Here is a 16479-nt window from a genome sequence, read left to right on the forward strand (position 1 = left end):
TTCGAGCGGGTGCAGCGGCATGGTGGCGCGTACAGCATGCCGGAACTGCTGCGTGTGCGGGGCGAGGTTCATGCGGCGGCGGCAGACGAGAGCGGCGCCGCGCGCCTGTTCGAGCAGGCGATCACGTTCGCCGACAGTCAGGCGGCCCTGGGCTGGCGACTGCGAGCGGTCACCAGTCTGGCGCGGCTACGCCTGCGGCAGGGGCAAGGCGATGAAGCGATCGGGTCGCTGAAGCAAACCTACGGGCGTTTCGAAGAAGGATTCGATTCGGCAGACCTCAGGGCGGCGAGGGCGCTGATCGAAGAGGCGTGCTAAAGGCGCCGTACGTCGGCCTCGTGTCGCAGGATCAACCTGCTGCCTCGCTCATCAATCTGGTGAGGTGTGCCAGTGCCGAACGCCGGCGTTCATCGAGCGGATGTCCACAATTCAGGCGAACATGGTCGTCGAATGCAACATCCGGCGAGAAGAGCGTGCCAGGCGCAATGGTGATGCCGCCGCTATAGGCGCGCTTTGCAAGCATCACAGACGATAGTCCCGCCGGTAAGCGGACCCATAAGACATAGCCTCCCTCCGGTTCCCGTACAAATGTGCCTTGGGGAGCATGCTCACGAAGGTATTCAATGGTTTCCCTGACCTGAACGAGGCAGTGCTTTCTCAATCGCCTCAGGTGGTGCCGGTAGCCTCCACCCTGCAGGAACTCCCCGATTGCCTCCTGGATGATCAGCGGTTGACCGATGCTCATCGCACGCTTCAACGCCACGATAGACGGGTGACGTCGACCACCCGCGACCCAGCCTACCCGCAGTCCGGGTGCCAGCGTTTTCGATAGCGAACTGCATAGAAGCACGTTGCCGGTTCGATCATATGATTTCGCCGCACGCTGAACGGCATCGAAATTCAGGTCCAGAAAAGTCACATCCTCGATGAACGGGATCGCAAGCGTGTCGAGAAGCGCCACCAGTTGCTGACGGGTTCGGTCAGTCATATTGGCGCCGGTTGGATTGCTCACCGCCGTTGCGAGCAGACAGGCTGCTACGCGGTTAGCACCTGCGAGCCGCGCCACGTCATCGAGTGCATCGCTCTCGCGGCCGTGGAACTGTACCGGCAACGGTCGCATGCCGAGTTGGAAGATGGCGGAGAGATACCCGTAGAAGGTCGGCGATTCGACAATCACTGCGTCCCCCGGTTTCCCCACAGTCTGAAGACATAGGCTAAACGCCTCCACACAACCGTTCGTAATCAGGATCTCGTCGGGGTCGATCTGGCAGTTCCAGTTTGCGGCATGCGAAGCGAGGCTTTCGCGAAGACGTTGAGCGCCTGGCGAAAAGGATACCGTGGCGAGCAGTGCACTATCACGCCGCGCTGTGGTGGCAATGCATCGGGCGAGCGCGTCCGCGGGAAAGAGTGCTTCGTTGCACAGTGCCGTGCCGAACGACACTACGCCGGGGAGGCTTTCCATGCTATTTAACGCATCGTGCGTTATGGGCCCGTCCGCCAATTCGGGCGATATCGCAGGGCCGTCGACGTTCTTCCGCTGATCTGCCGTCTGGCGCACGAAGAACCCCTTCAATGGACGACTTTCAATGAGTCGCCGGTCTTCGAGGCTTCGATAGGCAGCCAGAACGGTCGTCACGCTGACACCGCGACTTCGGCTGAAATCCCGCACCGATGGCAAGCGTTGGCCGGGAGCCCAGAGACCCTGCTCGATCTCGTCGGATAAACGCGCGGCCAGCGCGGCATGCAAGGTGCGTGACGGACTTCTCATAGTGTCGACCGTTTCGTGAATTCGCGGAGCCCTCGAGCGAGTGCCGAGATAGTTCAAGCGCAATAGAGCAGCGATTCAGGAGCTTAACGCGTTTATGCCTGCGCGTCAGGATGGTCTATATCGCATTGCAGCAGTCGCGTCTGCGGATTTGATCGTGCGGCCGAATTGCAATCGAAAACATCGCTGCGGCAAAGTGCCGCCCATTCGGGTTCGGTACTAAAGCGACCATTCGTTCGCGACTGAAACGAGAGTGTCGGCCGCGTATTGGCTTGATTCTCGCGTGACGTCGAGATGTGTGGTCACACGAATCCGTCCATCGTCGAGGACGCGGACCCGTACGCCACGTGCGAGCACCTGGTCGGAGAAGGCGCGCGCGTCGATCCTCATATTCTGCGTGCGGAAAAGCAGAATATTCGACCGGGGCGGATTCGTATCGACGCCGAAGTGCGGACTGTGGGCCAGGATGTCCGCAATCAACACCGCATTGGCGTGGTCCTCGACAAGCCGTGAGACATGGTTGTCGAGCGCATAGAGTGCCGCCGCGGCGAGAACCCCGGACTGGCGCATGGCTCCGCCAAGCCGGTACTTCCACGTCCATGCCTGCCGAATGAAGTCGCCGTTGCCGCACAGCACCGCGCCGACTGGGCACCCCAATCCCTTGCTGAAATCGATCCACGCGCTATGCCAGCCCGATGCGTATTCGTCAGGGGCGATACCCGTCGTTGCCGATGCATTGAGTAGCCGCGCACCGTCGATGTGGCATTTGAGTCTGGCTTCGAGGGCAACATCGCGTACGCCGCGCAACGTATCGAGCGGCCAAACGGCGCCTCCGCTGAAATTTGTCGTTTGCTCGATCGATACCATCGCGGAACGGGGTGCCGTGCGCGACGGAGCGCGGATCGCAGCGCGACATTGCGCGGGCGAGAAAACGCCGTCGCGAGTGGCGAGAGGTGCAACGGCTACGCCCGCGATGGCCGACGCACCGGCACCTTCTGTCGCACAGATGTGTGCGGCTGCATCGGCGATCAACTCGTCGCCGGGGCGGGTATGTACCAACGTAGCAACGAGGTTACACATCGTGCCGGACGGCATGAAGATCGCGGCCTCATAGCCGAGCAACGACGCTACGCGCGAGCACAGGGCGAGCGTGGTCGGGTCTTCATCGGCTTGCTCATCGCCCACCACCGCTGAAGCCATCGCGGCGCGCATGCCTGCCGTTGGCTTCGACTTCGTGTCGCTGTACAGGTCGATCAATTGGACACTCTATCAGCGGGTGCCGCGCGCGAGGTCAGTGTGCAGTCCTTGGACATCGGCATCGAGCATGTTTCGGCGGGACCGCGAATCGTTGGCGAGTTCAGTGGTGGGGTCATCGGCAAATGTCGCTGCGGCGAGCGACCGGCGGTTGACTCGCAGGTCGAAAACATCGAACCGGTTGTAAGAACCCACAACATCCTGGAACTGCTTGGGGACAACGCATCGAGCCAGGTCGATGTCCGCGTACACGATGCCCTCGTCGTCGCGCAGCGTGTCACTAATCACGCTACCGTCAGGGCCGAAAATCATCGAAACGCTCTTGGGCGACTCTTCCAGCAACTGGCGCGCGCGGCGATTGTCGCGCGCGATCATGTCGATCGCCTCGGGAGGCAAGAATCCGGAAGCGACGATGTTGAAGAGCTTGCCTTCAAACGCGTGCGCACCCGCGCGCAACCGGATGGCGTGTTCAAGGTCGTAACCCGATTCGCCGGGCGGGTGTGTCGGCCAGCGCGGCGAAAAGGACGAGATGTGGACGTTTTCGCCCTGGGCGAGCAGCGCGAAACGGGCGAGCGAATTGGTGTTCTCGCCACATACGAGTACACCGACGCGGCCTACCGGCGTTTCGACGACGCGTAATCCGCTGCCATCGCCATTGGCCCACGTGAGTTTTTCCCAGTACGTCGGTACGAGTTTGCGATGGCGATTGAGTATGCGACCGTCGTCGCCGATCAGTAGGTTGCTGTCCCAAACGCACGCTGGGCTGACAGGAGTCCCTTCGTTGATGCCGATTGACACGACGACGCTGTGACGGCGCGCTGCCTCTTGCAACTGCTGCACTTCTGGTCCGGGAACCTCGATCGCGCTGGAGGCGAGCCGATGAAAGAATTCATGCACGTCAACCGGCGCGTAGACGCCCGACCACACCGGGAAAGCCGACACAAAGGCTTCGGGGAACGCGATAAGCTCCGCACCGTTGGAGGCCGCCTCGGCGATGATGGCGCAAGCCTTGTCGATAGTGCGGGGAGTATCGAAGTAATACGGTGCGATGTGACAGGCCGCAGCCCGAAACATTGGGTAATTGGTCATGGTAGAGCCATTGGCTTTGTGGTCGGCGTATTGTCGGCTCTACTGTTCGGCTATGTCGATGCACAGAAGTCTTCAAAAATCGTAGAACAGACATTAGCTGGCGGGACATTCAGGAACATCCGTAACCCGCGGCACCTGTTGGAGGAGCCTTTCCAGGCGATCGTCGAACTGGCGAAAACTTTTGCAGCGCCCCCCCGGCTCCGGCTGCATTCCTCAAATTGTTCGCAACTGCTGCTGTCCTGCTTCCCCGAGAAGCATGAACATTAGCCGACGTGAACCAACGAACTGGAGGAATTGATGGAACTCATCCGGATGGTACGCATCGTTCTGTGGAGTTTCTTCGGAGTGCGCAAACGAGCCGCCCACGAAGCCGACTTCGCCAATGTGAACTTTAGCTGGCTGCCGTTCGTGGCAGTTGGGCTCGCCGCACTCATCGGCGGCTGCATTCTGGGTGTCGTATTGCTTGTCGCGCACCCTGCGATAACCGCTCAGGGCTTCTAAGCGGCCGAATCGAGATTGGTTGCTCTTATTTGGGCGACTCAGGGGTGTCCGTTTCGCGTTGAACCTCACAACCGTCAGCGCATAGCCTCATGCTCGACGGGAGGTTGAATCAGGCTCGAAGTTCCGCTATCAGTGTTCGCCCGCCGTTCGCATGAGTGCTTTCCTGCTTCAACGTCAATCGCACGAACTACGGAAACGGAATTTTTGCACGCCGTAACCTCAGCGAGTATGGATATGGCGATTTCAGCCGGCGTTCGGCTACCGATGAACAACCCGACTGGTCCTCGCAGCCTGCCGAGTTCATCTTCCGTCACGTCGAACATCATCAGCCGTTCCCGCCGGGCCGCAACGTTGCGCCTCGATCCGATGACGCCAACGTAAAAGGCGGGCGTCTTGAGCGCCTCCATCAACGCGAGATCGTCGAGCTTCGGATCGTGAGTCAGCGCGATCACCGCGGTTCGTGCATCGGGACGCATATCTAGGACAGTGTCATCCGGCATTGTCCGGACAACGCGCACATTTGGCTCGTTCCAGTCGACCCCGTATTCCTCACGGGGATCGCATATCGTGACGTTGTATCCAAGCCCAATCGAGATTTGCGCGACGTAGCGCGAGAGATCGCCCGCCCCAATCAGCAGCATTCGATATTGTGGACCGAGGACCGTGTAGAGACGGCGACCGTCAAACTTGCACTCCGACAAATGCAAAATTTCGCTGATCGAGACCTGCCCCGACTCGACATCTAGCGCGCGTACGATCACCTTGCCCTTGCGGATCGCGGTCAGGACTTCTCGAAGCCGGCTGTTCTCTGACAGGTATTCGATGATAAGACGAAGCGTGCCACCGCAAGGCAGGCCAAAACGATGTGCTTCATCCGCGCTGATACCGTAGGTCACGACCTGCGGCAAGGTCGAATGCATCCCTTCGCGGCGCAAGCGGTCAAGCAGGTCATCTTCGATGCAGCCGCCCGAGACGGAACCCACAAGACGACCATCTTCTCGGATCGCTAGCATTGATCCGACCGGTCGCGGCGCCGATCCCCACGTGCTGACGACAGTCACCAGCGATACCCGGTGGCCCTTTTCAAGCCAACTCGCCGCGTTCAAGATCACCGCAACGTCAACTGCATCCATAACCTAACTTGAGCTCTCAGATGATTTCCAAGCTTTGCGTCCGAAAGTGGGAGACAGCTCCGGCCGCATCACAGCGGTGCGACCGTATGTCGCCCGAGGACCCCGACTCATGACGGACTCGCAGCAGGGAAAAACGGGTAATGACTACGATCGCCGCGTCCGGCAGCGGACAGTCTGAAACCCCGCACACGCCATGAAGGGTCAATGCGTTGCATTGTCACGCACGGACAGAACGGCGATATTAAGCAGCCGGCAAACGCGGCCCATTCTTGGCGAAGACTGCGCGACCCTCCTTATCCAGGCTGTCGAAATCATCTTCGCTCAGTTGGATGTTCGCCGCCGCCACGTTATCTTCCAGATGTATAACCTTCGATGTCCCCGGTATGGGAAGCGTGACCGGGCTGGACCGGAGGACCCAGGCGAGGGCGATCTGAGAAGGGGTGGCGCAATGCTTTGTGGCGATTGTGTCCAGCACCGAACCTGGGCGTGTCAAGTCTCCGGCGGCCAACGGAAACCATGGAATGAACCCGATGCCATGCTTGGTCGCGTAGTCCAGAACGGATTCGTGGCTGCGATCCACGAGATTGAAGCGGTTCTGGACGGTCGCCACTTTGAACACCTTGCTGGCAGCTTCGATCTCCTCGACTGATACCTCGCTCAAACCTGCGTGGCGGACGACACCCGAGTCAATGAGAGACTTGACCGCGTCGAACTGCTCGTCGCGGGGCACTTTCGGATCGATCCGATGCAGTTGCCACAGGTCGATCTTGTCGACGCCAAGCTGTCTCAGACTCTTGTAAGCCTGCTGAATCAGATATTCCGGCCGACCCAAAGGCCGCCATTCGTTCGGACCAACGCGCGCCAGGCCCGCTTTGGTTGCGACCACCATTCCGTCGTATGGACGTAATGCCTCTGCGATCAGTCGCTCTGAGCTATCGGGCCCATAGGAATCTGCCGTATCGATGAAATTGACGCCAAGCTCTGGCAACCGCCTTAGCGTCCGTAACGCCTCGGGAACGTCAGAAGGATCGCCCCAAATTCCGGAGCCCGTGATGCGCATCGCACCGAATCCGAGACGGTTGATTTCGAGTTCGCCTCCGATCTTGAACTTCCCACTGTTTGCGGCATTGACACTGGACGGCATTGTGGTCTCCTTGCTCCTCGCTCAGGCGAGATGTTGGCGGTTGATCGAGCAAAACCGCACTGACCGACTCAAACGCTTCGGGGAGAGCCAACGCACAGCGCAGTCAGTGGCTCCATCAAAGATATCGCTTTCCGCGAGCTCTCCAAAGTGAAAAAGAGTGAAATGGTGTAGCCGTCGCGTTAATCATGATTTCGGATCCGGCAGACCGATTGCGACGTATGGCCTGACCAATATAGTATGGCCTGACCAATACAACTAGGAGAGTGAACATCAAAGGTGAACGTGCGCGGCAAGACGCCTATGCGGACCTTCTTCGGTTCAGTCCCTCGGCTAGCTGTTAGGTCAGGTCCCAGTTCATACACATCAAATGAAACGCGTGACGTTAGCCGACACAAGCCTTTATCAGGAAGCCCTTAAACATTAGGGCCAGCCGGCGAAGACCATCACGCTTGACGACTATGCACGACTCTCACCGTGCAGCGCGTGAAATCACGACGAAACGGCAGGTTGCAGGGGTACCGCAAACTGAACGGCCGCGCCGCGCGGCGAAAATTCATCCACCCACAAACGTCCGCCATGGGCGTCGATAATCGAACGGCAGATCGAAAGTCCCATGCCCAGGCCGGTCGCCTTCGTGGTATAGAACGCGTTGAACGCGCGCTCGGCACCATCCGGGCCAAAGCCCGGTCCTGAGTCGCGCACGGTCACGATCACGCCGGCACCGTCCGCCTCGCCCGTGCTGACCTGCACGTATCGAGCTCCCTCGAAACTGCCCATCGCCTCCAATGCATTGATGATCAGGTTGAGCAGCACCTGCTGCAGTTGCACTCGGTCGCCTTCAACGAACGGCAAACCCTTGGCGAGTTGCATCTCCAGCCGGGCGTCGCACTTCCTTGCTTCTCCCTGGACGAGTTCGACGATCTCCTGGATCATCTCGTTGATGTCCATCGGCTCTTTTCTCGGCGGCGCTTTCCTGACCAGCTGCCGGATCCCGCTGAGCACGTCTCCGGCGCGTCTGCCATCCTTGACGATACCCTCGAGCGCAAGGCTGGCCTCGGTGATGTTGGCGGGCTCGCGGTCCAGCCATCGCAATGCGGCCTCGGCATTCGCCACAATAGCGGTAATGGGCTGATTAACTTCATGAGCAATCGAAGCCGTGAGCTGCCCCATGGTCGCGACGCGGTTCGCATGCGCCAGTTCGGTCTGCACCTCGCGATAGCGCTCTTCGCTCTCGCGGATTTTCCTTTCCGCCTGCTTCTGTTCGGTCAGGTCGAGAATGTAAGCCACACCCTGATTCGGCTGATCTTCGAATGCCGCGCCGCCGATGAGGACAGGCACCCGGCTGCCGTCTTTCCTGAAGAACTCCTTTTCGCAGGGTTGCATCGCGCCGGTCGCGTCAAGCTCTTCGAACTCTCGAGGGACGCGTTCTTGCCATTCAGCAGGCGTCATGTCGTACCATCGAAGCCCTGCCTTCAAATCCTCACGCTCGTACTGAAGCATGTGGAGAAATGAATCGTTGGCGTCGATAAGTCGTCCGTCCAGGCCCCAGATGACAATCCCAATCAGATTGGCATCGACCAGGCGTCGGATTTTTGCTTCGCGTTCCGCGACATCGCGGTACAGGCGGGCATTTTCAAGCGAAATCGCTGCCTGCGAGGCGACCATCTTCAGCACTGTGAGCCGGGCGGGGCTGAACACGCGGGTAGTGAGATTGTTCTCGAGGTAGAGCGCACCCACCAGCTTCGCGCCGTTCACCAGGGGCAGGCAAAGAAGGGAACGCGCGCGATGCAGACGGACGTAGGGATCCGCGACAGCCATGGGGTCCGCTGCAGCATCATCCAGAAAGGTAGTCTCACGTGTACGCAAGACCTGGTTGAGGACCGACTCCGGCAACACCGCTCCGGTGACCGGAGCGGTGGACAACTGCACTTGGACCGCGTCGCCGACGGTGGTGGCTTCCGCTGCAATCCGATGGCCGTTCGCATCCGACAGTATAAGCAGACCCCTCTGGGCGCCAGCCTGTTCGATGGCTGTGCGCATGACCATCTCTATCAGCTTTTCCAGATGGATCTCGCCTGAAGCCGCCTTCAAAACCTTGATCACTGTCGCCAACTCGAGGTGCTCGATCGGCGCCGCCATCGTATTCGTCGGTCCGGGCGCCGCCTCCTCGGTCCTCAGGTACGGATACTGTTCCTCGAGTTGCCGCACCTTGCCGTTGGCGCCCCAACGCAGATACCCATTGTGGGCATCCTGCATGCAAAGACGCGCAAACTTTCGAAGACCGCGTGCGGCATAAAAGCGGGACGCAAGTTCGCTGGCCAGTGCCTCGACGTGCGCGAAGCCGCTTTCCTGCGCCGAGAGGATAGCCTGTTCGTAGAGCATCTCGGCGTCGACCACGCGGCCTTCGATTCGGGCGATCTCGGCGCCGACCAGCGCGGTATGGCCTGCGAAGTTCTCCGGGCAGAGATCTGCCCAAGTGCGCATTTGCCTGTGATGGGCGCTCAGTGCGTCCAGGTGCGGCGACCGCTCGCCAGCCGGGACGGAGTCGCACCGGGCAGCCCGGGCCAGCGCGGCATAGAGATAATATTCCGCCTGTTCAAATGACGAGTCCAAGATCCAGCGTAGCCCATCCACCTTCGAAGCGGCATGCAAGGCTACCTCATGGTCGCCGGCCAGATAGCGCGCCTGTAGTTTCCGGACCCAGTACCAGCAACCGTACGCTACCGAGGTTTGGGGCAGATGGTGTTCAGTGTGTAGCTCATCGAACTGCGCGTCATCGAGGCTGCCGAACACCGGAGTCAAGCCCCTGAGCGTCCGGATCAGCGCAAGCTGGTGTTTAATAACGTCAATGACCAGGCCGAAACGCATTTTCTTGGCGGACTTGAGCGCGAATTCGGCCTCTCGGTGCACCTTGGCTAGCGGCTCGCCGATCAATAGCAGGTTCGAGACGAGGTGGCAGCGCGCGAGCGCGCCGAACGGAAGGTCGCCGGTCCGGTTCGCCATGTCTGAAACGCGGCGCAGCTGACCAATACAAGCCCGCGCGGGTTGCACCCAGCGTGCAACATAAAGGGAAAAGGACAGATACGTGCTGGCTTGGTAGCGTACGAGGCTGCGGCGCTCGACGAGTTTGCAGCCGAGTTGGCCGAATAGGAGCCCAGCCTGGTAGTCGCCGAAAAGCCGTCCGGCGAAGCTGGGGAACCGGACGTAGGCCAGGCATGAGGCATCGCAATTACCTTGCTCGAGGCTGAGACTGACCGCCTTGCAGATCGTCAGGCACGTGAGGTCTCCATTCGTGAACAGAACAGGTGCGAAGAGCTTGGTTAGAACCTCGACGGTTGCCAGGGCGATTGGATTCGCCATCGGAGGCAGATCGATGAGTTCCCCGATGGTCCGGTCGCCGAGCAGTGACCAGATGCGCTCGTATTCGCGCCGCACCGTCACCTCGTCCGGATCAGGTGTCCAGTCGATGCCCACATGGCGAAGGAAGGCGAGGCCAATAGCGATCGCATGGTCTCTCTGGTCGAGAACCAGGTGGACATCCATCTGCCTGCATGCGACCTGGGCACGGTCGAGCGTGGTCGTGGAACGCTTTGAGAGCGCCGCGAGTCTTGCTTCGGCGACCGGCAGTTGTCCCGTCAGGAATTCGCATTCGGCCCGGTTCAGCTCCAGTGCAAAGAGCAGGTCATGCCGACGCTGCCAGTAATCGTCGCTCAAAAGCTCCGCGCCCGTGACGAAATACGCGAGCGCCGAGGTGTAGGCCGTCGACGCCTTGGCGCGCTGGCCAGCGAGCAGATTGAGTTCGGCCAGTTGCTCGCGCTCGTCGCGTTCGATGATCAGCACGGCACCGCGATTGAGCTGCCCGACGATTTCGAAGATCGCTTCCTCGCGCTTTTCTGCGGGTGTCTGCGCGGCCAGCAGCCGGCCGATGCGCAGATGGGCATCGGCGCGTGATGCTTCAGGGATCAGCGAATAGGCGGCTTCGCGGATCCGGTCGTGAACGAACGTGTAAGCGCCCTCATGGCGCGCGGCCAGTTCATGGTGAACCGCTTCCCAAAGCACAGAGTGAACCTGCGCCTCCGGCTTGCCGAGCACGGCCGACAGGGTCGCGATGTCCGTGGTGTTCCCGAGGCAGGCAAGCTGCTGCAGCGCGTGCTGTGCTTCTGCCGGTAGTCGGGTCAGCTTGCCAGCCATCAGATCGACGACGTTGTCGGTGCAACCGCTGGCATGGATGCGTTCGGTATCCCAGCGCCACTGCCGCGCATCATGATCGAACGTCAGAAGATTTCCTTCGGCCAGCGCATGCAGGAACTGGATCACGAAGAACGGATTGCCGCCCGTCCTGTCGCGCACTAGGCGCGCCAGCGGCTCGATCGATTCAGGCTCACAGTGGAGGGCGTCGGCAATCAGACTCCCGATGTGCGCACCGGTAAGTGGCGCGAGCCGGACTTCCTCTATCGTCGCGCCCGCGCTGCGGATCGCCTCGAGCCTCGCGGTCAGCGGATGGGCCGCATCGACCTCGTTGTCTCGATAGGCACCGATGAGCATCAGGTAGCGCAGGTCCGGGTGGCTCAGCAGATCCACGAGCAGGTCCTGGGTCGCTGCATCGAGCCACTGTAGGTCGTCGAGAAACAGGGCCAGCGGATGGTCGGCCTGAGCAAATACGCCGATGAAGCGCCGGAACACCTGCAGGAAGCGCTGTTTCGCCTGCTGCGGATCGAGTTCCGCGACGGGGGGCGGCTCGCCGATGATCAGCTTCAGCTCAGGGATCAGGTCGCTGACGAGCCCTGCGTTGGGCGCCAGTGCATCGAGCAATGCCGCGCGCCAGCCTGCCAGCTCGGTCTCTGACTTGCCCAGAAGCATGCGCACTAGGCCCTGGAATGCCTGGATCAGCGTGGAATAGGGGATATCGCGCTTGTACTGGTCGAACTTGCCGGACGCAAACAGTCCACGTGGCGGCACCAGGATCTTGTGCAACTCATTGACCACCGATGATTTGCCGATGCCCGAATAACCGGAAACCAGCACGAGCTGGGGCACGCCATTCCCGAGAATGCGGTTGAACGTAGTGACCAGGGTATCGACTTCGCGCTCACGTCCATAAAGCTTCTCGGGGATCATCAGCCGGTCGGAGCTGCCGTGTTGGTCCAGCGGGAAATCGTCGATACGGCGCTGACGCTGCCAGCCGGCGAGGCAACGTCGCAGATCATGCTCGACGCCCGCGGCAGTCTGATAGCGCTCCTCGGCTGTCTTGGCGAGCAGCTTCATGACGATGCGGGAGATCATTGCCGGTACGGCTGTCACCCGCGCGCTGGGTGGCAACGGTGTTCTGGCGATATGGCAGTGCACCCATTCCATCGCGTCCGTAGCGCTAAACGGCAGGACACCCGTCAGCATCTGGTAGAACGTAACGCCAAGCGCATACAGATCGCTGCGCGAATCGATCGAGCGATTCATGCGGCCGGTCTGCTCAGGCGCCATGTAGGCGAGCGTTCCGGCGATGGTCTCGGGAGGCTCCGGTGCCTGGCGCTCGCGGGGCAGGCGCGAGGCAAGGCCGAAGCCGGTGAGCCGCGGCTGTCCATCGGCGCAATGCACGAGGATATGCGCGGGCTTCAGATCCTTGTGGACCAGGCCGCGTTGATGAAGCTTGCCTAGCGCGGCCGCAATACCGCAAGCAACTTCGAGGAAATGCCCGATCGCCAGTGGCGTGCTGAGCAGACGCGCGAGCGGTTCGCCACCTGGATCCTCGAATGCCAACGAGGCCTGTCCGCCCTCGCGCTTGAGTCTCAGCGGACGCACGGCCCACGCACTGTCAAGCTCGTCCTTCAGCGTGAACTCATGCGCCAGGCGATAGAGGTCCGCGGACGTGGGTTTCTCGGCAGCAAGCCGCGCAAGCAATGTGTTCTTCCCGGCCGCCGCCGAAGACTGTTCTCGCAACAGGACCCGATCACCATCGCTCCATAAAATATTTTCTTTTATATCCATCGATGCTGTGAGCAGACCGCTCCTGTTGATGCAAGTATCCTTCAGGGCTACGCCGCCATTTCGCCGTAAAGCGAATCTCATTCGGATATTCGGCGGTCCGGGCCGCTCTGGCTGCGGACTCCGGCGTGCAACCCCACGCTGGAATGCCACTGTTTGTACTTACGGTTCGATCCCGTCAGTTCGGCCCACGGCACAAATCTGTTCATGGTGCCGAGAAAATCGTCGCTCCTCCGATCCAATTTCCTAGTCTACTGTTTGATGGCTTTTCTTGCCGTTGCACATGAGCTTTATAGCGCACGATGCACGGGAATATCAGACTTAACCAGCGTGGCTCGTGAGTATATATGCGCTTTGCCACGACGTCATTCATTGTAGTAGCCTCCATAGTTGCGCGTACAACTTTCTTTAGCCGAAATACGACGCTGCTTTCTAGGCAATCATGTAGCACTGGGACCTGATCGAGCAGCGAAAAGGACAGAGCTCAGTAGAAACTGACGGCCATCGTTCGACGATGTGTGGAGCGACAGAATATTGCTGATTGTCAGCGCAAATCTCTGAGGTTCGTGACTCGCCGGATCTAACCTCTGACGCTAGATCGTGGGGTCGGGCAGCTGTTCGTGTTATGGACCCGCCTGCAGCTCTAACCTGAGCTGCAACGCACTGGTGGCGTCGAAAAATGTCCGTCCTTACATGGGCAACACGGATCCAGGTATTCGTCTGATGAATAGCATCGACCCTACCGGGAGTAGGAGGGTGTTCGCGAATCATGTCCGCCGGGAACGGATCGAAGTCTTGGCGTTGCTTACCAGCCCGACGGGGTTTTCCTGTCGAGGCAAATCTCGACCGACGCGATTGAGAAAAAAAAGTAAATCGTGCGGCCAGAAAAACTCATTTGAGTGTGGGCCGCGCGGCGTTTACATTCACCACGTCACGGCGCGAGGTCCACCCTCAGGGCTATCAGGGAATTTCGCGGAGCCAGACTTCACATACATTTAGGAGACGCGATATGACAACATTTGGTTTCGTAGGGCTTGGGGCGATGGGACGGCATATGGTTTCCCATATGCTTAGTAAAGGCCTTGACGTAGTCGTTTTCGACAACAACGAGCACGCGATGTCCGAGCTCGTTGCTGGTGGCGCCCAACCCGCACAAAACACCCGAGATCTTGCAAACCGGGCGCAAGTCGTCATGATTTGCCTGCCCACTCCAGACATCGTCGAGGCAGTCGCAATCGGGCAAGACGGGCTCATCGGCGGGTCCAGCATCAAGGTCTTTGTCGACCATTCAACGACAGGTCCGACTGTTGCACGGAAATTGGCGGACGCTTTCGCAAAGCGAGAAATCGTTTCACTGGACGCGCCGCTTGCGGGCGGGGTGGCTGGTGCCAAGGCCGGCACGCTGAGCGTTCTTGTCTCGGGACCGAGTTCCGGGTTCGAACTAGCGAAGCCTGCATTTGACGCGTTTGGACGCAATGTCGCGCATCTCGGCGAGCAGCCGGGCTTGGGGCAGACCTTGAAGTTGGTGAACAACATGATTGCCGGCGCCGCGCTCGTCACGGCAGCAGAGGCAGTTTTGTTTGGAGTGAAAGCGGGAATCCCTGCCAAAACGATTCTTGAGCTGCTCTCGAAGAGTACAACCGCCCGGGGCTTCGCCATTGAAACGCTGCTCGGAGAGAAGGTCCTATCACGCAATTTCGATTTTGGCTTCCGCATGGACTTAATGCGCAAGGACATGCGCCTTGCACTGAGCGAAGCCGAGGCAGTCAATTCTCCGATGCTTGCTTGTTCAGTGGTAAAACAGATCTTCGACTCGGCGATTGCTGATGGCTACGATTCCGAAGACATGACGAAGGTCGTTATACAGCTGGAAAAACTCGCGCACACCGAGATTAGCGATAAATAAGCTTCTCCTGGCTCATCAATCTCCGCATCAATTTTTCTGAGACTATCTCGCTTGGGCTTCGAAATGGATAAAGTTCTGAACTTCGTATCTGGACAGTTGGTACCTCCCTCAACGAACGAGTATCTCGACAAGCTAGATCCTCGGACCGGCCAGAAACAGAAAGAGGTGGCGGCTAGTGGTTCCGCAGACGTTGACGTCGCGGTCGCGTCTGCCGTCGCGGCACAGCCTCGGTGGGGAGACATGCGTCCTTCCGCGCGCGGCCGGATTCTTGTTGAGATCGCGAGGCGCGTGCGGGATAGCGTGGAGCGACTTGGGTCGCTCGAGCGCGCCGAGACTGGAAAGCCGGGTAACCAGATGGCGCAATTGATGGATCTCACTGCCCAGTATTTCGAATATTACGGCGGGATCGTCAATTCCATGGATGGCGAAATCATCAACGCCGGCGCGGACTACCATGTCTATACCCGGCGTGATCCTTTTGGCGTAGTCGGCGTGGTCTTGCCATGGAACGCTCCGTTGCATCAGGCGGCTCGTGCGATCGCGCCGGCCCTAGCGACAGGGAACGCCGTTGTCGCCAAACCGTCCGAGTTCACTTCCGGCTCATTGGTGGAATTCGCGAAGCTCGCCGTTGAGTGCGGGCTTCCGCCCGGAATACTCAACGTTGTCGTCGGCAATGGCCCGAGCATCGGTCCGGCGATGATCAGAAATACCGCAATTGGCAAGGTTTCGTTCACGGGCAGCCTACGCGTCGGTAAAGAACTGGGGCGACTTGCGGCAGAGAGGATTTTGCCTCTGACTTTGGAACTGGGTGGCAAATCCGCGAACATTGTGTTCAGCGACTCCGACATCGCTGCCGCGGCTAAAGGTTGCGTAACCGGATTTACATGGAACGCCGGGCAGTGGTGCGCGGCCGGTACGCGCCTGCTTGTTCAGGAAGATATCCACGATGAGTTCGTCGCTAAACTCACTGAGCACGTATCGGCTCTTACTGTGGGGCCGCAGGACGACGCATCGTATGGTGCGATCACCACCCATGCACAGTACGAACGGATCAAAGCTTACTTCGACATAGCGAGACAGGACGGGCTAACGCCTGTGGTAGGCGGCGAAGCAGGCGTGGAGACAAATGGCGGCGATGGGTGGTTCATCAAGCCAACGGTCTACGTTGGGGTAACAAACCAGATGAGAATTGCCCGCGAGGAGATATTCGGCCCCGTCCTGAGCGTCATCAAGTTTCGGGACGAACAGGAAGCGATCGCGATCGCGAACGATTCGGACTATGGGCTGGCAGCTGGTATCTGGACGCGCGATGTCAGCCGTGTACACCGCGTTGCTCGTCGCCTTGACGCAGGCCGCATCTTGGTGAATGAGTACTCCGGCGGTTTCGTCCAAACGCCTTGTGGCGGTTTCAAGTACAGCGGGTATGGAAGAGAGCAGGGCGTCGAGGCGCTCGCACACTACACACAACTGAAGTCGGTGATCATCAAGTTGTAGTGGAGCCATTCGTTGCCTCGCGCTTCGGATGCCGCCGGCCGGGTCCATAAAGAGTGCTTCCGGGTCGCACGGCTGCCCGTGTACCTGGAAGTTGCGACATCGCTTGAAAAATAAGCGTGCAGGGCGGATTTCAAAGAAGCCAGCCGCCTCGCTCTTCCATCGATAAGTACGCAGCAGAGCTGCGATCGTTCGCCATGTCAATTCTGGCGCAAAGTCA

At 59.7% G+C, this 16479-nt stretch carries 10 protein-coding genes; 4 read left to right on the top strand and 6 right to left on the bottom strand.

Going from position 1 to position 16479, the window contains the following annotated elements; translation table 11 throughout:
• Positions 1-315 (top strand): hypothetical protein (locus VSR82_RS36020; protein ID WP_498858541.1); only part of this gene is annotated, 315 nt, incomplete at its 5' end.
• Between the two features lie 31 nt (positions 316-346).
• Here VSR82_RS36020 and VSR82_RS36025 read toward each other — a convergent pair.
• The 3 genes from VSR82_RS36025 to VSR82_RS36035 all read right to left on the bottom strand — a co-directional run bounded on the left by VSR82_RS36025 (position 347) and on the right by VSR82_RS36035 (position 4105).
• On the bottom strand, positions 347-1765 hold the full coding sequence (locus tag VSR82_RS36025) for an aminotransferase-like domain-containing protein (protein WP_498858542.1): 1419 nt from the start codon (positions 1763-1765) through the stop codon (positions 347-349).
• A 216-nt stretch (positions 1766-1981) separates the two neighbouring features.
• Positions 1982-3019 (bottom strand): threonine aldolase family protein, encoded by a 1038-nt coding sequence (locus VSR82_RS36030; RefSeq protein WP_498858543.1) that lies wholly within the window; start codon positions 3017-3019, stop codon positions 1982-1984.
• Between the two features lie 12 nt (positions 3020-3031).
• A complete protein-coding gene (locus VSR82_RS36035; RefSeq protein ID WP_498858544.1) occupies positions 3032-4105 on the bottom strand; it encodes a carbon-nitrogen hydrolase family protein in 1074 nt (357 codons plus the stop codon).
• A 297-nt stretch (positions 4106-4402) separates the two neighbouring features.
• Between VSR82_RS36035 and VSR82_RS36040 the strand changes: the two genes are divergently transcribed.
• Entirely contained in the window at positions 4403-4606 is a 204-nt protein-coding gene (locus VSR82_RS36040; RefSeq protein WP_498858545.1) for a DUF2970 domain-containing protein, read from the top strand.
• A 74-nt stretch (positions 4607-4680) separates the two neighbouring features.
• Here VSR82_RS36040 and VSR82_RS36045 read toward each other — a convergent pair whose 3' ends face one another.
• The 3 genes from VSR82_RS36045 to VSR82_RS36055 form a co-directional block, all read right to left on the bottom strand.
• A complete protein-coding gene (locus VSR82_RS36045; RefSeq protein WP_498858546.1) occupies positions 4681-5739 on the bottom strand; it encodes an XdhC family protein in 1059 nt (352 codons plus the stop codon).
• Positions 5740-5980: 241 nt separating this feature from the next.
• On the bottom strand, positions 5981-6883 hold the full coding sequence (locus VSR82_RS36050; RefSeq protein ID WP_498858547.1) for an aldo/keto reductase: 903 nt from the start codon (positions 6881-6883) through the stop codon (positions 5981-5983).
• Between the two features lie 489 nt (positions 6884-7372).
• Complete coding sequence (locus VSR82_RS36055) at positions 7373-12865, bottom strand: trifunctional serine/threonine-protein kinase/ATP-binding protein/sensor histidine kinase (protein ID WP_498858548.1); 5493 nt, start codon at positions 12863-12865, stop codon at positions 7373-7375.
• 1006 nt (positions 12866-13871) lie between these two features.
• On the opposite strand from VSR82_RS36055, the gene VSR82_RS36060 reads away from it, so the two are divergent.
• Positions 13872-14768 carry an NAD(P)-dependent oxidoreductase gene (locus VSR82_RS36060; protein ID WP_498858549.1) on the top strand — a complete coding sequence of 299 codons (897 nt, stop codon included), beginning with the start codon at positions 13872-13874 and terminating at the stop codon, positions 14766-14768.
• Between the two features lie 63 nt (positions 14769-14831).
• Positions 14832-16262, top strand: a complete 1431-nt coding sequence (locus VSR82_RS36065; RefSeq protein ID WP_498858550.1) for an aldehyde dehydrogenase family protein — start codon at positions 14832-14834, stop codon at positions 16260-16262.
• The last annotated feature ends 217 nt before the right edge of the window (positions 16263-16479 follow it).

Source organism: Burkholderia sp. JPY481, assembly GCF_038900515.1.
In the GTDB taxonomy this organism is placed as follows: domain Bacteria; phylum Pseudomonadota; class Gammaproteobacteria; order Burkholderiales; family Burkholderiaceae; genus Paraburkholderia; species Paraburkholderia youngii.